Origin of the sequence: Criibacterium bergeronii, assembly GCF_001693775.2 — a bacterium.
Taxonomy (GTDB): domain Bacteria; phylum Bacillota; class Clostridia; order Peptostreptococcales; family Filifactoraceae; genus Peptoanaerobacter; species Peptoanaerobacter bergeronii.
Genome location: NZ_MBEW02000005.1, coordinates 1 through 19,544 on the forward strand (window position 1 = coordinate 1; position 19,544 = coordinate 19,544).

At 32.2% G+C, this 19,544-nt stretch carries 18 protein-coding genes; 7 read left to right on the plus strand and 11 right to left on the minus strand.

The genetic code is table 11. From position 1 onward, the window contains the following. From BBG48_RS03250 to lgt, 10 genes are all read right to left on the minus strand, one after another. The coding region (locus BBG48_RS03250) for a type III pantothenate kinase (protein ID WP_116170935.1) at positions 1-220 on the minus strand (220 nt) is incomplete at its 3' end. A gap of 15 nt (positions 221-235) precedes the next feature. Then, the gene (locus BBG48_RS03255; protein ID WP_068911890.1) at positions 236-1,387 is read right to left on the minus strand and encodes a response regulator; all 1,152 of its coding nucleotides are present in this window, start codon (positions 1,385-1,387) and stop codon (positions 236-238) included. A gap of 31 nt (positions 1,388-1,418) precedes the next feature. Beyond that, positions 1,419-2,312, minus strand: coding sequence for a sensor domain-containing diguanylate cyclase (locus BBG48_RS03260; RefSeq protein WP_068911892.1), 894 nt, complete (start codon positions 2,310-2,312; stop codon positions 1,419-1,421). A gap of 17 nt (positions 2,313-2,329) precedes the next feature. Continuing rightward, the gene (gene gltX, locus BBG48_RS03265) at positions 2,330-3,808 is read right to left on the minus strand and encodes a glutamate--tRNA ligase (protein WP_068911893.1); all 1,479 of its coding nucleotides are present in this window, start codon (positions 3,806-3,808) and stop codon (positions 2,330-2,332) included. A 105-nt stretch (positions 3,809-3,913) separates the two neighbouring features. Continuing rightward, positions 3,914-4,690: a hypothetical protein gene (locus BBG48_RS03270; RefSeq protein WP_068911895.1), complete on the minus strand. Its 777-nt coding sequence runs from the start codon at positions 4,688-4,690 to the stop codon at positions 3,914-3,916. 23 nt (positions 4,691-4,713) lie between these two features. After that, positions 4,714-5,685, minus strand: a complete 972-nt coding sequence (gene mraY, locus BBG48_RS03275) for a phospho-N-acetylmuramoyl-pentapeptide-transferase (RefSeq protein WP_068911897.1) — start codon at positions 5,683-5,685, stop codon at positions 4,714-4,716. 31 nt (positions 5,686-5,716) lie between these two features. After that, positions 5,717-7,981, minus strand: coding sequence for a PASTA domain-containing penicillin-binding protein (locus tag BBG48_RS03280; protein WP_068911899.1), 2,265 nt, complete (start codon positions 7,979-7,981; stop codon positions 5,717-5,719). A gap of 12 nt (positions 7,982-7,993) precedes the next feature. After that, positions 7,994-8,518 carry a hypothetical protein gene (locus BBG48_RS03285; protein WP_068911901.1) on the minus strand — a complete coding sequence of 175 codons (525 nt, stop codon included), beginning with the start codon at positions 8,516-8,518 and terminating at the stop codon, positions 7,994-7,996. 51 nt (positions 8,519-8,569) lie between these two features. Continuing rightward, the gene (gene rsmH / locus BBG48_RS03290; protein WP_068912009.1) at positions 8,570-9,499 is read right to left on the minus strand and encodes a 16S rRNA (cytosine(1402)-N(4))-methyltransferase RsmH; all 930 of its coding nucleotides are present in this window, start codon (positions 9,497-9,499) and stop codon (positions 8,570-8,572) included. Then, positions 9,489-10,235: a prolipoprotein diacylglyceryl transferase gene (gene lgt, locus BBG48_RS03295; protein WP_068911902.1), complete on the minus strand. Its 747-nt coding sequence runs from the start codon at positions 10,233-10,235 to the stop codon at positions 9,489-9,491. The genes rsmH and lgt overlap by 11 nt, the downstream gene beginning before the upstream one ends. A 402-nt stretch (positions 10,236-10,637) precedes the next feature. Here lgt and BBG48_RS03300 point away from each other — a divergent pair, with 402 nt between their 5' ends. The 7 genes from BBG48_RS03300 (at position 10,638) to BBG48_RS03330 (ending at position 17,411) form a co-directional block, all read left to right on the plus strand. After that, entirely contained in the window at positions 10,638-11,003 is a 366-nt protein-coding gene (locus tag BBG48_RS03300; protein WP_068911904.1) for a GntR family transcriptional regulator, read from the plus strand. A gap of 69 nt (positions 11,004-11,072) precedes the next feature. Further along, positions 11,073-11,801: an ABC transporter ATP-binding protein gene (locus BBG48_RS03305; RefSeq protein ID WP_068911906.1), complete on the plus strand. Its 729-nt coding sequence runs from the start codon at positions 11,073-11,075 to the stop codon at positions 11,799-11,801. Positions 11,802-11,815: 14 nt separating this feature from the next. Next, the gene (locus tag BBG48_RS03310) at positions 11,816-12,505 is read left to right on the plus strand and encodes a hypothetical protein (RefSeq protein WP_068911908.1); all 690 of its coding nucleotides are present in this window, start codon (positions 11,816-11,818) and stop codon (positions 12,503-12,505) included. A 12-nt stretch (positions 12,506-12,517) separates the two neighbouring features. Continuing rightward, the gene (locus BBG48_RS03315; protein ID WP_068911910.1) at positions 12,518-13,213 is read left to right on the plus strand and encodes a hypothetical protein; all 696 of its coding nucleotides are present in this window, start codon (positions 12,518-12,520) and stop codon (positions 13,211-13,213) included. A gap of 36 nt (positions 13,214-13,249) precedes the next feature. Beyond that, positions 13,250-14,029, plus strand: coding sequence for a TraX family protein (locus BBG48_RS03320; RefSeq protein ID WP_068911911.1), 780 nt, complete (start codon positions 13,250-13,252; stop codon positions 14,027-14,029). Between the two features lie 606 nt (positions 14,030-14,635). After that, the gene (locus BBG48_RS03325) at positions 14,636-16,174 is read left to right on the plus strand and encodes a histidine kinase N-terminal 7TM domain-containing protein (RefSeq protein WP_158527896.1); all 1,539 of its coding nucleotides are present in this window, start codon (positions 14,636-14,638) and stop codon (positions 16,172-16,174) included. Positions 16,175-16,331: 157 nt separating this feature from the next. Next, complete coding sequence (locus BBG48_RS03330) at positions 16,332-17,411, plus strand: sensor histidine kinase (protein WP_147292823.1); 1,080 nt, start codon at positions 16,332-16,334, stop codon at positions 17,409-17,411. Between the two features lie 182 nt (positions 17,412-17,593). On the opposite strand, the gene BBG48_RS03335 is transcribed toward BBG48_RS03330, so the two are convergent. Then, positions 17,594-19,441, minus strand: coding sequence for a copper amine oxidase N-terminal domain-containing protein (locus BBG48_RS03335; RefSeq protein ID WP_068911917.1), 1,848 nt, complete (start codon positions 19,439-19,441; stop codon positions 17,594-17,596). Positions 19,442-19,544: the final 103 nt, after the last annotated feature.

Genomic DNA, 19,544 nt, shown 5'->3' on the forward strand with positions numbered 1-19,544 from the left:
CTAGGGAATACATAACCTCCGGTACAACAGATGATATAATCACATCGTCTATATCTCTAAAATATATGTCCGCTTGGCTCATTGAAACTCTTGCGAAAACTCCATATTCATCTGATGTTCTAAGTGCATTAGTACCTAATCTAAATACTAGTTTTAAATCGTCTCCTTCATACACTCCAAAAACTATATTTGTATTTCCTACATCACAAACTAATAGCATTTACCTCTCCAAATTTTATTTTTTAATAGTAGCTATAGTCAAGTCTTCATCTTGAATGAAGTTCTCGTCAACAAAATGGGCTCTAATTTGTTCAGTAATATCCTTTGTGTCCAATTTGTCTTTATCCGTTATATTTGCATATAGTTCTTCAAAATAGCTTTGTAATTTGTTTATATCCATTGGCTCATCCTCTTGGAAAAGACCATTTGTATAAAAAACTACTGCATCTCCTTTTGAAAGTTCATAATTAACCAAGCTATACTTAGTGCCCTTATTCATACCAATCATTTTACCACTTGAAACAATTTTTTCTATACCTGCATTATTGGAGTAAAATATAAATGGTATTGTTGAAAATCCGGCATTACATACTGACAAACCATTCTCATCAAATTGTGCAATAAATGCTGAAAATAATATATGCTGGTTTAAATCCTCAGTAAGTACAATAAAATCATCGTTTAAATCCTGCATAAGCTTGGACGCTGACTCTGCGTGCCTTGCCTTTTTCATGAAAAGCTCTCTAAACAGCACCGCCATAAGTACGGAGCTAATGCTTGAGGCTTGCATATCTACCAGCAATAAATAATTTTTGCCACTATTTGTAGAAATTGATGAGATTATATCCCCGCTTAACATATCCTTAGGCTGGTAATGCACGCTTATGTCCAAATCTCCATTTTCTACAATATCTTTTACAAAGCTTTTTTGAATTTTGGAGCTTATATCCATATCAAGCTGTTGTAACTTATTTAAGTACAATATATCATTTATCTTATGTGAATATTCTAAAATATTTTTTACTTTTGTGGATAAAATTATTCCCATTTCTTCAGAGGCTTTTGTTTTTGTGAAGAAATCCCTAGCACCTAGAGATATTGCATATGCCATCTTTTCATAATCAGTAACTGATGAATTTACAATGATTGGTAAGTTTATCATTCTCTCATCGGCCTTAATTTTTTTTAGTACCTCATATCCATCCATTATTGGCATATTAAGGTCTAATATCATAAGGTCTACTTCTTTTTCATTTAAAATTGTAAATGCGTCTTGACCATTTTCTGCCTCTAAAAAATTTATGTCATCAAGATTTTTTTGCAGCAGCTCCTTCATCATTACTCTATTTAAAAATGAGTCATCTACAATCAAAACAGTATTATTCATAAATCCTCCTTTAAACCTAGATAAAACGATTTTATCCAACCGTTACCCTATTTTTACCAGATAATTTACTTTTGTACATTAGCATATCTGCCCTTTTTATGATTGAGTCTATAGTATCATCAGGCTTAACTATAGTCGCTCCAATTGAGGCTGTAATCGGTACATATTCACCATTTATAGTCATTGCAGAGGCATCTATTAGCTTTGCAAGTCTTTGCCCTGTTTTTTCCAGCTGTTGTTTATCTATCTCTACTAGCGACATCACAAATTCGTCTCCGCCCCATCTACTTAGAAAATCTTTCTTTCCAAGTAAATTAGTAGCAGATTTAGTAACTGCCTTTAATGCCATATCTCCCACATCATGCCCATAATTATCGTTAAACGATTTAAAATTGTCTATGTCTATAAACAGCAATGCAAAATTAATACCCAGCACCTTGTAATCCCTAAGGCATGAGTCCAGCTGCTTTTCCATATATTGTCTATTAGGTATTCCTGTCAAATAATCGTTGTATGATGCCTTTGTTAATTCTTTTATATACATGGAGGAATTGACAGAGTGCTTATTGTCTGTGAATATTTCAAAAGCTCCCTCAATAGTATCACCATTGTATATAGGTAAAATCTTTGTGTGAATTTTTATTCTATGTCCATCCTTGTGATGAAGATATAGCACCTCGTCCCTCATTATGCCATCATGTATAGTAGCATCTAATGGACAGCCAAGCACGCAAATATGGTTCATATCCTCATCGACATGGTCTAGTATATTGTCGGCACAATTATGTCCTACTACCTCTTCAGCCGTAAAGCCTGTAATCTCCTCAGCCGCTTTATTCCAAAACACAATATCCCTATTTTTATCTACAAAATATACTCCATCATGGATGTGTTCAATTACTTTTACATAAGCATCAAAATTCATCACTCTCACCTCGATAATTAGAATACATATTTCTTGGTTTGATTAAGCCTGTTTAAAAGATTATCTTTTCCTATAAGCTCTATTGAATTGTGTAAATCCGGTCCGTGAGTTTGTCCTGTAACTAACACCCTCATGCCCATAAATAGGTTTTTACCTTTAATCTTATTTTCTTTTAAAATTGAAATTAAATTGTCTACAAAGTCATTGTCAATTTTATCCGCTTTTTGCACCTCTTTTTCAACTATGTCAAACAGCAGTTTCATGTGTTCTAATTTCATAAAATCTATTGCCTCTTGCTCAACTTCTGAAATTTCACCCGTCATAAGATTTTTTAATTCCTCAGGGAATTGTTTTAGATAACTAATTCTTTCCCTCAAAGTTTTTGTAGCAAGGATTAAATAATTATGCTTTGCTTTTAATTCTTCTTGTGTGAAAAGTCCTGACTCAACTATGAATGGTTCTAATAAGCTTAACAGCTTTTCATCATCATAGGTCTTAATATACTGCTGATTAACCCAGTTTAATTTTTCTACGTCAAATACCGCACCGCTTTTTGATATCTTATCTAGTGAAAATGCCTCTATCAAGTCATCTATACTAAAAATTTCCTGTTCATTTCCCGGAGACCAGCCAAGTAATGCTATATAGTTAATAAGAGCCTCAGGCAGATAACCCTTTGCTTTGAAATCCTCTACAGCTACATCGCCTTGACGCTTTGATAATTTTTTCTTATCTTTATTAAGTATATTTGGAAGATGCACAAATACAGGTTTTTCCCAGCCAAACATATCATACAATAATACGTGCTTAGGTGTGGAGGTAAGCCACTCTTCACCTCTTATAATATGTGTAATGCCCATAAGATGGTCATCTACCACAACTGCGAAGTGATAAGTAGGAAATCCGTCAGATTTCATCAACACTTGGTCATCTACTGTATTTGAATTGATTACAACTGTACCTCTTACTTTGTCCTCAAAGCTTATATCAACATTTTCCGGTACATTTAGTCTTATTACATACGGTTCGCCTGCGTCAATCCTCTTTTGGATTTCTTCTTTAGATAGATGTTTACACAAACCATCATACATAGTGTCTTGACCCTTAGTCTTTTGCTCTTCTCTTAAAGTGTCAAGTCTTTCTTTAGTACAAAAGCATGGATAAGCATAGCCTTTTTCCAACAGATAATTTATATATTCTTTATAAATCGGTAATCTTTCTGATTGTATATATGAAGGTGAGTCACCCTTTTTAATTATCTTGCCATCTTCATTTACTATCACACCTTCGTCCGGCTCTATGTTAGCCCATTTCAAAGAGTTTAATAAGTTTTCAACCGCTCCTTCTACTAAGCGTGTCCTGTCTGTATCTTCAATTCTTAGTAAAAACACACCCTTTTCTTTTTTTGCGTAAAGATAATTATATAAAGCTGTTCTTAGGCTACCAATATGCACAAATCCTGTTGGAGATGGTGCGAATCTAACTTTAATAGGCATAATTCCTCCAATTTTTACTTTAAGTTCTTATTTTTATAGAAATTTTTTATATTATATCACATAAGTATATATTTAAAAATTATTAATTTAAAAATACTTTATTGGCTATTTTGATTTTTGAGCTTTATTTACCTTATATATTATAACCAAAATTACAATTATAGTAAGAAAATATAAATATCCAACAGGCATAAAATAGCCATTTAGATAGCTTGACGCACAAACCGACACAAGGTAAAGCAATGTATTAATAGGGAAAATTTTGTCCGTAAAAATCCAAAGCACAAATCCGCAAAGTGCAATTATAAATAATAGCTGCACAATTGCCATCGTTACTCTAAAAGCTGAGCTTTCATACGAACCCATGCTCTCAAACATCAGATTTAAGCTCATGAATAATAAAACCAAGCTCCACGATAAATTGTTGGCAAAAGGTACTAAAAAAGCTCTGACTTCGTCATTATACATATATGGTCTTAGTCTTTGTGCCTTGTAATAAATTATTACAGAGATTAAAAAGTAAAAAACGGATGCCGTTGCAGCTAATTTATAATGGTCATTTAGTATGAAATGAAAGTTTAATCCCATAAACACGAACATAAATGCCGGATAAAATAAGTAATTGTCAATAACTCTTTTTTTCATACCGTATTTCGATGACTCTAGCTGAATAATTGTGTACCCTGCAAGATAAAGTATATTTATTAAATATAATAGCAAAACTACAAAATTAGGAGCCATAAAATATTTTACTTGGATTTTTGAAATAAAATTATTTATCCCATCAAAAAATATGTTAAAGCCTATAACTCCAAGAAATAACAGGAATATAACCCCTGTGATAACCCTTATATATACTTTATCTCTTGAATAAAATTCCATTAGATAATTGCCTCCAATTATTGTCAAATAAACATCACACTAAGTATTCCAACAAGTGAGAACACCAGCGTTACTACACAAAAAGTCTTTACAACCTTTATTTCATTATAACCACTAAGCTCTAAGTGATGATGGAATGGTGACATCTTAAAAACTCTTTTGCCAAACTTTTTAAACGAATACACCTGAATTATTACGCTAAGTGCCTCAATTACATAAATAATTCCAATAATTATAATTATAAAGTGCATATTCATAGCTATAGCAGCTGCACTTACCGCTCCTCCAAGAGCCATAGAGCCTGTATCACCCATGAAACATTTTGCCTTATAAGCATTTATCCTCAAAAAGCCTAGGCAGCCGCCACATACTGCAAGACAAAAATAAGTCAAGCTCACATAGTAAAAATTAATCGCTATCATTGCAAAGGCAAACATTACAATAGCTGTTACACTAGAGGCTAAACCATCAACTCCGTCAGTTAAATTCACTGAATTTGTAGTAGCAACTATTACAAGTGCAGTAAGCGGAATGTATAAAAATCCTGTGTGAATTTTGAATGATGTAAATGGTACTACCAAGTCAGTGTTTCCCTTGTTTATCACCAAGGAAAGATATCCTAGTATAAGGGCAAAAATTATTTGCACTACCAATTTTTGCTTTTCTGTAAGCCCCAGATTTCTTTTATTTACTACTTTTACATAATCATCTGCAAAGCCGATTATCCCAAATAGTACCATAAATAATAAATAATAGACCGCTAAACCGATATCGGCTCTTGCAAAAATTAAAGTCGCAATTATTGTTGATGTAATAAATATCAAGCCACCCATTGTAGGTGTCCCGCTCTTTGCCTTGTGAGACTCCGGTCCTTCAAGTCTTTCCTCCTGCTTTAGCTTGTGACTTTTTAATATAGCTAGGACTCTTGGAGACAAAACAAAAGCTATAGCATATGATAATAGGAAAGCAAAAAAATATTCTAAATTAAAACTCATTTTATATTCCTTATAAAATATTTTTATAAATTTATTTCAAATTGATGTTCGCTCTAAAATCTTTACTAATTGGTTGCCCCGGCTTTGGTTCTTGAGAATTTACAAGTCCACTACCTGAAAAATCATATTTCAGTTCTAAAGTGTCTAATACTACTTTTGCCTGCTCCTTAGTCATACCAATCAGGTTTGGCATACTCATATCTTTGTCCTTATTGGACTTCATATATAGCATTATGTTTGAGCCTTTTTCTGCTGTCTGCCCTGCACCAGGGAAACTTGCCACTACACTTGACTCCAGCTCTACTACTATGTCTTTTTCAAACATTGGATTTAATCCAAGATTTTTAAGAGTATTAGTTGCATCTGTATATGACATATTTTTTAGTTCAGGCACTGTTACCAATTCTTGACTAGCATTTTGACTAGTATTTACATTTTGTGCAATACCAAGATAATTTATGGCACTTTTTATTATTTCAGAGCCTATTGGCACTGCTGACTCACTACCAAACTGTGTGCCCTCTTTTGGCTCATCTATAACTACCAGCACTGTTATCTGAGGGTCTTCAACAGGAAGTATTGCCACAAAATCTGTTACAAATTTTGTCTTTGAATATCCGCCTTCTCCCTCTATAACCTTATTCGCACTACCTGTTTTGCCTGCTATCCTGTAACCCGGCATCTGAGCTTTTTTTGCTGAGCCATTATTTACAACAGCCTCCATAGCCATTAGCATTTGCTGTGCGGTTTGTTTTGAAACCACTTGTTTTAAAGCGTTTGGCTCAGTTTTTGAGATTATTTTTCCCTCTTTGTCATTTATACTTTTTACTATATTTGGCTCTAAAAGCACTCCTTCATTACCTATTGCATTAATTGCAGATATAAGCTGTATGGGTGTTACTGAAATACCTTGTCCAAAGCTCATATTTGCAAGCTCTACCGGACCTATTTTATCTATAGTTCTTAAAACACCTGCCTCTTCTCCAGGTAGGCTGATATTTGTCTTTTTACCAAATCCGAAAGCATCTATATAATCAAGAAATGTGGTCACACCAAGTCTTTGTCCAAGCTTTACAAAGGTGGTATTTACTGATTGCTCTATGGATTTTTTTAATGATATAGAGCCGTATGGTACAGGTGTCCAGTTTTTGATTGTAGTATCTGCAACTTTTATAGAACCCTCATCATTAAAATATTCGTCCATTTTTGTCTTGTTTTCTTCTAAAGCTGCTGAGGCTGTTATAACCTTAAATGGAGAACCCGGTTCAAATACATTGTTTACGCTAGGATTTCTCCACATTTTGTATATTTCTTTCATTTTTTCTTCGTCTGTTGTTGCCTCTTTTATTTTATCACCGTAGAAGTCGTAAGCGGCATCTCTTGGCATATTTGGGTTGTAGTCAGGTATGGTTGACATAGCTAAAACATTACCTGTTTTTGTCTGCATAATTATACCTGTGACTGATTTAGGAGTGTATGTCAGATATGCCTGTCTAAGGATTTGTTCTAGGGAGTGCTGTAAAACCTCGTCAATTGTAAGCATTACATCATTTCCTTGTTTTACTTGCTCAAATTTCATGTCATTTACTGATATTTCACTACCGCCGGCATCTTGCAGATAAAGTTTTTTCCCCGGAGTTCCTCTTAATTCCAAGTCCATTGACGCCTCTACTCCTGCAAGTCCTGTTCTTGCATCGTCTGTTGTATGACCTATTACATAAGACGCAAATGTGCCAAAGGGATAGTATCTTTTATATTTTTCATCAAAATAAATTAATGATAATACTCTTTCCTCTTGTTTTTTTTCTTCTTCTAATTTTTTATTTTTTTCTAGCGTCTTCTTTTCATCAAGAGTTATACCATTTAATACCAAATCTCTTGGTATATCTTGGTCAAGTTTTTTAATTATATTTGTTTTGTTTGCAGATTTAACAACTGAGCAAATTTCATTTGCCAGCTTATACCTTGCCTCTCTAGCTTTTTCAGTATCTTTTCCGCCTTTAATAGAATTGAATGAACCTATTTCCACCCATAAATCATAAATCGGTACAGATACGGCAAGCTGCTTGCCGTTGGAGTCAAAAATGCTACCCCTTTCCGGCATTATTGTAAGGTCTGCGTATTGTCTTTTTTGAGCTCTAGTCCTGTAATCCTGTCCATTTACTACTGTTATGTAGCCTAATTTCAAAATAAGAAGCAAAATCATAATTAAAAATATGACTAGAGCAATTTTTACCCTTGAGGTCATTGTCTTACCAGCGTCATATCTTCTTCTTGAATTCCCATGCGTGCTCATTGTATCACCTATTTACTCAACCTCTATATAAATGGTTTGCTCCTGCGTTCTTTTTTGCAAACCAAGCTCTTTCGCCTTTTCTTCTACTTTTTGTGTGGTGGTCAAATCATATAACTTTACCGTCTCCACCTTAATATCATTGTCGATACTTCTTATTTGACCTTTTTTTGAATTGATTTCGTACCTCAATTTAGAAATATTCGTATATCTGTATGCCGTTAAAAAGAACATAGCTAAAAATAAACCGACAAACATAAGGTGCATTGATTTAGAAATAAGTTCTTTTACTGTGGCTACTATACTTCTCCCAGTTTTTTTAACCTTCTTGGGTTTTGCTTGTGTATTTATATTTTTTGTTTGCCTTGCATTTTTTTTAGTCATTTTTTTTGAATTTGCTACAGGCTTAGATAAAGCACTTTTTTTATTTTTTGTAGCTCTATTTAAAGCTCTTTGCTCTTCTAATTCGTATGTATAGCTTTTTGTAGCAGTTTTTTGTGCAGGAGCTTTATTCATATTTTTTTTATTTTTTCCTAACATTTTTCCTCCACAAAATTTAACTTTTACCTAAATAGCATTTACTAAATCGCTTTACAATTTTTCTATAACTCTCAGCTTTGCACTTTTTGCTCTTGAATTTTCTTCAATTTCCTCAGCAGACGGAAGTATCGGCTTTTTCGTGATTAGCTTACCACGCTCTTTTTTTCCACATACACATACCGGAAAATCAGGCGGACAAGTACAGCCTGTAGAAAAATCCTTAAAAGCATTTTTTACTATCCTATCTTCTAGGGAATGAAATGTAATCACTGATAATCTGCCGCCAGTGCTTAAAAGCTCAAATGCGTCATTTATAAAAGTCTTAATTGATTTTAGTTCCTGATTAACCTCTATCCTTATCGCCTGAAATGTCTTTCTTGCCGAATGCTTGCCCTGCTCTCTATATCTTGCAGGTACGGCAGCCATTATTATATCTACAAGCTCAAACGTGTTCTTTATAGGAGATATACTTCTTCGCTCAATTATAGTCCTTGCTATATATTTAGCTCTTTTTTCTTCACCATAGTCTTTTATTATTTTATAAAGCTCATCTTCTGAGTAATTATTTATTACTTCATAAGCAGACAAAGTATTTTTTCTATCCATCCTCATATCAAGAGGAGCATCTTGCATATATGAAAAGCCTCTATATGCTGTATCTAGTTGATATGAAGATACCCCAAAATCTGCAATAATACCATCAACCTTGTCTACGTTTTGGTTTAAAATATCCTTTTTTATGTTAGAAAAATCGTCATTTATAAAAATTATGTTGTCATAGTCCTTAAATTTTTCTTTGCCATTTTCTATAGCTACTAGGTCTTTATCAAACACAAATAGCTCAATATTCTTGGCACTATTCAGTATAAGTGAGCTGTGACCTCCACCGCCAAAAGTAGCGTCCACATATTTTTTGCCATCTTGCACCAATACATTTTCAACTGTTTCATTTAATAAAACAGTTTTATGCTTATACTCCACTGTATTCACCATTTCTTTTTTGGAAAAATATAAATCCAATCGTTCCTATCGCAATCATTAATAGACTGGCTATCTGTGCAGTCCTCAATCCCATTATCATCAAAGAGTCTGTCCTCAACCCTTCTATAAAAAATCTTCCTATAGAATACAAGACCATATAAACACTTGTATACTGACCTTTTTTCAGCTTGTCATTTCTATAAAGATACAGTAAAAAGAAAAATAGTGCCAAATCCCAAATTGATTCATATAAAAATGTTGGATGAACCATTTTGCCATCTATTTCAATCGCCCAAGGCAAAGTAGTTTCCACTCCGTGAGCCTCAGAATTGGCAAAATTTCCCCATCTGCCAATACTTTGACCAAGAGGAATTGATACACAAAGTAGGTCTAAAAATTTTAAAAAGTCTATTTTTTTATATTTTGTGTATATATATGCACTTAAAAATCCGCCTATAAGTCCGCCATGTATAGCAAGTCCGCCCTGCCTGATATTTATAATTTTAACTATATCCCCTTGATAATAATCCCACTCAAAAATGACATAATACAGTCTTGCACAAATAATAGAAACAGGCACTGCAAATAGTAAAAAATCTGTAATCATATCTCCATTTATACCAATTTTTTTTGCATTTTTTGTAGCAACATACGTTGCCAAAACTAATCCTGTCGTAATAATTATGCCATACCATCTTACGTCTATACCAAATAATGTAAATGCTATCGGATTCATGCTACTCCTAACTGCTTTTTGTATTAGTATTTGAGCTATAACTAAGGTAAAAATTTTCTTTTATCTAAAATGTATCATTAAATTTATATTACTAAAAATCATAACAAATATTATACCATAAATTATGTATACACACAAAGATAAATTTGAAATCCTCCGATGTCCGGAAATTTATATGCTTTTTAGCTTAAATTTTGTATTTTGATTTTTGTAATGTGACTACTGCAATATTATCACTAATAAAGCATAAAAAAATTTTTTTTAATAAAATTTTTAAAAATGTATTGACTAAAAGTTATTTAGAGTTATACTGTTTATATAGAGTATAAACAGTATAGTTTTTAAATAATTTGCTAATTGTATTTAGGATTTATTATTCTAATTTTATTAAGCAGGTAAATCATGAATGAAAATTTTTCAATCAATGGCAATTTGCCAATATATGAGCAAATAAAACAACAGATTTTGTTTAGAATATTTACCGGTGAACTAAAATCAGGCGACCAGCTCCCGTCTATTCGCTCACTTGCAAAACAGCTCAGCGTATCAGTAATCACCACTAAAAGGGCATATGATGACTTAGAAAAGGATGAATTTTTGGTGACTAAGCATGGCTTGGGTAGCTATGTAAGAGAGCTTGACAAAGAATTATTGACTGACAAAAAGAAAAAAATTATACAGCAGGAGGCTAAAAAATTAGTAAATCTTTGTGAGCTATATTCTTTTAATAAGGATGACTTAATTAAAATTATTAATAGCTTTGATTGATTGACAAAAGTAATTATGATTTGATTTTTAGTTTACCTATATTAATTTATCAATACTTAGGAGTGAAATATGGATAACTCAGCTGAAATAAGAAACCTAAACAAAAAGGTGTCTACTAAATTTGAAATATCTGATATGAATTTTGATTTAAAAGCAGGCTTTGTGACAGGCTTGGTCGGTGCAAACGGCTCAGGCAAAACTACTTTAATCAGACTACTTATGGGCAATTATGTAAAAGATAGTGGAGAGGTCACATATTTTGGACAAAGATTTGAGGATTTTGAAACTGAGATTAAGAAAAAAATCGGATATGTACCTGATGTGCCACTTTATTTTGATGATTTTAATTTGAAATATAATGCTCAAATGATTGCTCCATTTTATGATAATTTTGACTTTGAGCTATATAATAAATATTTAGCAGATTTTGAGTTAAACGAAGACCACAAGTTTAAAGAACTGTCAAAGGGTAATAAAATGAAATTTGCCCTTGCTATGGTTCTGTCTCACAAGCCTGAAATCCTAATCTTAGACGAACCGGTAGCAAATGTAGACCCTATTTTTAGACACAAATTTGTAAATTTAATCTATGATTTTATATCAGATGGCAAAAAAAGTGTACTTTTTTCCACTCACATCACTTCTGATTTGGACAAGGTCGCCGACTACATCATATTTATAGATAATGGCAAAATTATATTTAATGGAGAAAAAGACCTTATTTTAGCAGAAAATGAAAACAGGAGTATTGAAGATTTGATTTACTCTTACAAAGTAAAAGATAGTCAAACGCTTTAGACGGGGGTGATTATATGTTGAAAACTACCATAAAACAGCTCATTAAACGTTTCTTTTTTGCTTATGCCATTTTGCTTGTCATAACCTTGGTAATCTCTTTACAAACTACAGATTTTTCCGGTTATATTAACTCAGTTGCTCTTTATATTTTAGTAACATCTTTGTTTATAAGCACTACTATGAAAAGCAGAGCAAAAAATTTATTACTTACAAATACGCCTATTCCTAGAAAAGACTATTTAAATGCTACTTTCATAATCGGTTTTATGTTTGTCCTTATCGGTTTTATGATATTTACCGGTATAGCGATAATTCGTATACAAAATTTTAATCAATTAACATATATACCTGATTACGACACTTATAAAAACTTGGGAATGCTTGAAATGTTTTCTGAGAAAATACCTGTCAATGCAGATATAGTGCCTCTACTACTTTTATCCTTTTGCCATTTTCTTTGCTTAGAATTTTTCATAATATTTTGTGCCTTCGTATTTGCTCCCTTCAATATAATATCCGTTGTTGTGATTTGGTTTTTAGGACTTGGAGGACTTAGTTCGCTCATTTTTGCAAAAATGACATCAAGTATTTTTTATAGCAAGAACTTTGCAATGGCTATTGCCTATGTAATCTCAGTTTTGATTTCGCTTGTAGTTTTTTATAAATTATCTGCTGCTGCTTTAAAAAACAGGGATTTTGAATAACGGAGGTTGGCTATGATTAGTAAAAATGTCAAATTAATTATAAAAAATACATGCAAGGAAAAAGAGCTTATTACTTCTTTGTTAAGTTTATTTTGGATGATTGGTATATTTATTACTTCAATAAATATGCCAGTTACTAGAGGATTTCTATCTATGCCACTTTACTACGCTATAAGCTATGGGCTTATTGTTTATAATTTAAATGCAAAAAATATTTCTTTGCACTTGTCCTGTGGGGCTACTAGAAATGAAATTAATCAGGCAAATACTCTTATGACTGCCATTTTTCTACTGGCTGAAATTTTATATATTTTATTATCTTTAAGTATAGGATACAAATTATTCCCTGACAAAGATACCATCAAGGGTTTTTTCAGTCTTGCCTCAAATTTATTTTTTACTAACGCTTTAGTTCTATTTTTATACACTTTATTTTTACTGATTGTTAAAAAAGTTAATAAAAGTCGTAATCTGCAAATGAAAGATTTCTCTAATAAATTTGCTGTATTTACCATTTTCATCGTTTATATATCTTATTTTATTTTTGTAAGTTTTATTGATGATAATACTAAGGTTGCTATTATATCTAGCCATGTCTTAAATCCAAATGGATTTACTACTATTGTCAATTTTATATTGACATTAGGCATGATATTTTTTAATCACAAGGTAAATAGTTGTATTATTAAGGATACGGATTTTTGTTAGAAATGTTTATATTAAATCTAATTTACGGGGGATACTATGGAGGAAGTTGGTTTTGAAACTAAAGCCAAGAAATTTGGAATAGATAGTTTTACTTTAAAAATCATCGCTGTTGTGTCAATGGTTATAGACCATTACGCAGCTATTCTTTATCCTATGAGCTATGGTGGTAGCTTTGCAAAAATGCCGCCTAGCTCCATGCAGATATATATGCTATTAAGAATGGTTGGTAGAATTGCATTTCCTATATTTGCATATCTTATTGCAGAGGGTTTTATCAAGACAAAAAATGCGAAAAATTATGCAAAAAGATTGTTTATTTTCGCTTTAATCTCTACTCCAGCCTATAACATAGCCTTTGGTCAAACCTTTATTTACACAAAAAAATTTTTGATTTCTTTTATATTTGGCAATGTCATGTGGACGTTTTTCTTCTCAATAATAATGCTGTATATAATTAAAAAAATAGAGGAGAAAGGGTTAAATGTTGTAGTAAAAATAATTCTAATTATAGCCACTTTCACCATATTTTATTTTATTGGTAACTTTACCATGTGTGATAGAAAAGGTCTAGGTATATTGACTGTAGGTGCATTTTATCTGTTCAGAAAAAATAAACCTCTTCAATTTGTAGCTGGAGCTATACCGCTTTATTATCAAAATATTGTTTCATGTATAGCTTTTATACCCTTGGCTTTTTACAATGGGAAAAGAGGCAAGGACTACCGCTATTTCTTTTATACATTCTACCCAGCTCATTTGTTTATCTTTGCTCTTATAAGATTTGCCCAATATGGTGTGGGTACTTTTATAAAATAGAATGACGCATTTTCAAAAAATCTCCTTAAAAAATCGCATCCACTGTTAGACGCTATTATGTTGCCAGTGGCTATCATGCTTGCAATATTACTTTCTTTAGCATTTAACTCTTTTTTAATATCAGTTTGCGTTGTTTTATTTTTGATTATCTTCGTATATAAAGTTAGATATGGAAATTATAAATAGAATTTCTAAAGATACTGTATAGAAAAACTATCACTATTTTCTACCAAAAAATTGAGGACTTCTACATCTAAGTGTAGTAAGTCCTCAATTTTTATAAATATAAATTTATACTAAACTCTAATTGAAAGTGCAATAGATACTAGTCTAAAATGGGTGCAAAATTTATTTTTAAAATATTTGAACTTATTGTTTATGAGTGTTAAAATATACACAAATAACAAGTTTTTTAAGTGAAAATACATATAATTGACCGATGATTTGCTTTTGATATAAGTATTGTAAAAAAGGTGATATGCTATGAAAAAGAATTATTTGCTATACAATCAGCCTTTATACAAAAAGATGTTTTTTTATATTATTTTTCTTTTTATATTTCATTTTTTTATAAGGCTTTCTCCAAGTTCTTTTTTGGAAAACCCCTTGTTTCTCATTTCAGAGCTACTTTTAAGTGTGCTTTATATTTTACTTTTTGTAGGCTGGTTTTTTTCACTAAAAATGCGAATAGTTCAACAGTCGGCTAAATACCATATACTTGCCTTGGCTTTTTTAGCGGTATTTTGGCTTTCCATTAGAACTGTCAAGTGGTATTTTGCATTTTCTGCACTTTCCACAAGGACTTTATGGTACTTGTACTATCTGCCCATAATCTTTATCCCTACAGAGCTTTTTATGTTTTCATTATTTATTGGTAAATCTTTTTATTTTAAGCCTAAAAAAAAATATTTTGCCGTATACATAGTTTCAAGCCTGCTTTTTTTAATCGTGCTGACTAATGATTTTCATAACCTGTTTTTCGTGTTTAAAAGGGCTTCCCATGAAACTCTGTACGATGTAAATAACTACACCTACGGTTTTTTGTATTATGTATATATGGTGTGGGCGGTTTTATGTATAGCAGGCTTTTTATACAATCTTATAAAAAATTCAAAAAGTGCTAAAAAAGATTTAAGCTTTGTGTTGCCACTTATACCGGTGTGTTTAAGTGTGATTTATTCCATACTTTATACCGCAAAGGTAAGCTTTGTGTTTGATTATATCAATGATATGACTGCATTCCAGCTAATCATGGTGATGCTGATGGTAGAGTTTTCCATTATCGCACGTCTAATCCCTGTAAATACAGAGTACAAAAATTTATTTAATATCTCAGCTATACCGATGAAAATAACTGATAAAAATTTTGAAACTTTATTTCAAACCTCCTTTTGCACCGGTACATCAGCTAAACTAATTAAGCAGGCAAAAGATGGCAAGCTTATAATAGAAGATGGTAATAAGATACAGTGCAAGCAGATAAAAGGCGGATATATAGCTTGGAAAGAAAATATAAGTGAGGCTCAAGGATTGCTCATGGATATAGAGGAGATAGAGGAAACTTTAAGTCAAAGAAACATAGTTTTGCAGAAAAAATACGACTTTGAAAAGCAAAGAAAATCCATAGATTATAAAAACGCTTTGTTTGATAGACTGTTTAGTGCAATTTGTGAAAAAACCGACCAAATGAAAGTGCTTATCAAAGAATTTGAGCAAGAAGAGGATGTATTAAAGGAAAAGACCACTCTGATTAAAATAATTATTAACGGCATTTATATAAAGAGAAGGAGCAATTTATTTTTTTCAATTAATAACGGCGATGATATTTTTACAGACCGAATATCCAATTATCTAAATGAAGCGTTCTTTTTTCTTGAGAAATTAAATATTAAATGCGGTAAAAACATCGTACAAACAAGAATTGCATCTTCTACAGTGAAACAAATGTATGATATATTGCAAAGTGTCATAGAGCGTGCATATTTATTTTCAATCATATATATATCAATAAGTAAAGACTCAGATAATTTTGAAATACTTTGCGAAATTAAACCTACAGATGAAAAAAATATTAAAATCGATGGATTTGACATCACCAAAGAAGAAGATGGACTTTATCTTTTTTCCAAGCTTGTGAGGGGGTGAATTCATGTGTATGTGCTTAGTTTGCTCACTACTTATGTATTTAATAATCGTGATTTCCTTTTTCACACTCTTTTACGAATTTAATTTTAATAGTAAAAGAAAGTATTTGAGCTTCTTTATCCTGCTGTTTACCTTCTTTTCTTTGAGTATGCTACGCTTGAAGGAAAATAATATAGCTGTTTTTGAAAAAATAAAATTTCCAAACCACTTTTTCTTTATATTTTCAATCATAAATCTAACAATCAGCATAGCCTTACTATATTTTGATATAAAAAAAATAAATCAAACCCTTTCCCAAGAGTCCGTAAAAGAGGGCTTTGACTACCTGCCTATGGGCTTGTCATTTTATGATGAAAACGGCTACCAAATAATGTGCAACGATGTCATGCACAATCTAATCATCGAAATTGACTGCCTTAATATTTTAGAAATTGACGATATAATGCAACGCCTTATAGACATATCCGTAGAGCAAAATCTGCCAAATGTCATCTATATAAAAAGCGGACATACAATCAGATTAAGTGGTGACAGAGTGTGGCAATTTAAAAAAATAATCACAAATCAAAATGACGCTAAATATATACAGCTTACAGCTTATGACATAACTGACATATACAAGCTGATATGTGAAGAAAACAAAAAAACTGAAAAACTAAAAATGATGGCAAAAGATATCGAAAATTTGAGCAAGGATATGCTTAAAATCATCAGAGAGCAAGAAATCTTAAATGCCAAAATTAATTTGCACAATAAGATGGGTGCAGTCCTACTTGAAAGTAAAAACTATTTTGAACAGCCGTCCAGCAAAAAAAAGGCGTCTTTGTTACAGTCATACTCAAAAGTTTTTGAAATGCTTAGCGGAGTAGATCAAGAGGACAAAAACGACAATGAATTCAAAAGACTTAAAGAGCTTTGCAAAAAGCTGAATATTGACATGAAATATACAGGACAAATATTAGATAGTAAACCTATCAGAAAAATAACAGCAGAGGCTATGCGACAATGTATAACAAACACGCTAAAACACGCAGGCGGTACTGAAATATATGTAGATATGTCTTATGACAAAGTATATATCAGCAACAACGGAACACCTCCAAAAGAAAAAATAGTTGAGGGTACAGGACTAAAATCGCTTAGACAACTATGCGAAAAATCAGGCTATCAAATGATAGTTGACTCCTTCCCAAACTTTATACTCACTATAATATTTTCTGAAAACAGAGGTTTTTAACAATAAAATATCCCATAATATTTTTTAGAAAAATTTTTCCTAAAAAATATTATGGGATGTTAGTATTTATACTAATATTCTATAAAAATATTAATTATACAATTCTCTAATAAAAGGCGAAAATTAAGTTCTGCACCTTTTAAAGCCATAATTTATTTAATTTTTACTGTCTATTACATATTCTATCTTTGTATTATTATTTGACCGCTGCTGTATGAAACCTGATTTTCTTCCAGTCCAAGCACCTTTGCCAAATACTGCACCGGTATCATAATTTTTCCGGAAACTACCATCGGTCTTATCCCCATATTTTCTGATTTACCATTTAATGTAATATAACTGGAGCTTGCACTGACTGAGGCTGTCTTGCCCGGTCTTGACACTGTAGCAATTTTTGTTGAGTTGTCATAATTTAGCCATGCACCCGACAAATCCGCCAATGCTGCAATCGGCACAAAAGTTCTGCCACCTGTTGATACTGGAGTCACGCCCATATCCGTTTGGTTTGTATTACCAAATTGGTCTTCATAGGATACATATCTTGAGTAAGAATTTACCACTATACGAGGGCTGTTTACCGCTGTAGGTCTATACTTTGAGTTGTTTGTCATAGCATAGCCTTTTTGCAAATTCAATAGCTCTTGCTCTTTGTCCCTCAATTTTTGAGTAAGCTCTAAATTTGCAGTGCTAACGCTGTCGTCTCCTTCTCTCATTTTAGGAAATCTATATCCGTAATCATAGTAATTATAATTATCATAGTATCCATTCTTTGAAGATGGAGAGCTAAATGGGTCTTGATAGAATGGATTATCATATCTTCTGCCGCTACGATATACAAATGAACCATATCTATTCATATAATCTATTGCTGAGGCTTTTAAATCAGGGTTGTCATGCCCATATTTAGAGATAAAGTCATCTATATATCCTCTATCCTCCAAATATTTTTTTGTGTAACTAGCATCTGTAGGTGCTTTTCCATTTCTCTTGATGTAATCATCTCTCATGTAGTCATCAAAGGTTTTAAACATAGAGTCAGAGCCATACTCTGCTTGATATCTTTTTTCCATCTCAGCTATCAGTGCTTTTGCTACACTGTTTCTAAAAATGTCTCTAGCCTCTTTTTCTGCTGCCAATTTTTCTTTAGCCTTTTTAGCTGCCTCCTCTGCCGCTTTTTTGGCTTTTTCTTCTTCTGCCTTTTTAGCCTCCTCTGCCGCTTTTTTAGCTGCCTCTGCGGCTGCTTTTTCTGCCGCCTCTTTTGCTGCTACAGCAGGGTCTTTTTTCACTGTTAAATCAACTGATGTCTTATCTGAAAATATAGCTTTTGAACCTTTTCTTCTTATATTATTTTGCCCAAGGTTTATTTTGTGAGCTCCAACTGTTAGTGCCTTTGCATTGGCAGCACTGACAGTTATGACCAAATTTTTACCATCTACAGTTGCCCCTGTAGGTTTATCATCAATCACAATTTTCTTTTGGTCTACTATTTCTATATTTTTATTGTATGGAATTATTATTTTTTGTTCTTTTTCCATAGCATAAAGCGGGTCGCTTATAGGACTAGGAGTTGGTAAAGACTCTGTCGTGAAATAGTAATTTTCAACTCCGTTCCCACTAGGTGAATTATTATTTGCATATTTAAAATAAGCTTTATCTAATTTTAGCCTATATTTTGTATCACTAGTAAGTTTATCAAATGTAATTGTAGCTCCTGTATTGGCGTTTTTTAATGTTGGTACTATTTTTAAAGTTGCCGGAGTAGTTATATTTTCTAAGGTAAATGCTTTTGCCGCATCAGTGACTGTATATGGAGTTTGGAATGTAATATCTATTCCAGTTTCTAATGAAACTTCGCTTGTTGGGCTAGTCTGATTAGAGGAAATACTTTTATTTGAAAGTGCTCCATCTTCATATACACTTGCAGTTACCTTGCTTGCTACTTTATCGGCAGCATAAGAACTTTTTGCCGGCAACACTAACCCAAGTGCCAGTAGTAAAGACAACACAAAGGATAATCTTTTTTTTAGCATTTTAAACACCCTTTCAAAATGTTAAGACTTTTTTCCAATTTAAATCTATATGTAGAGATTATAAATTATTTTTTAATACAACTATATAATTTATAATCGGCAT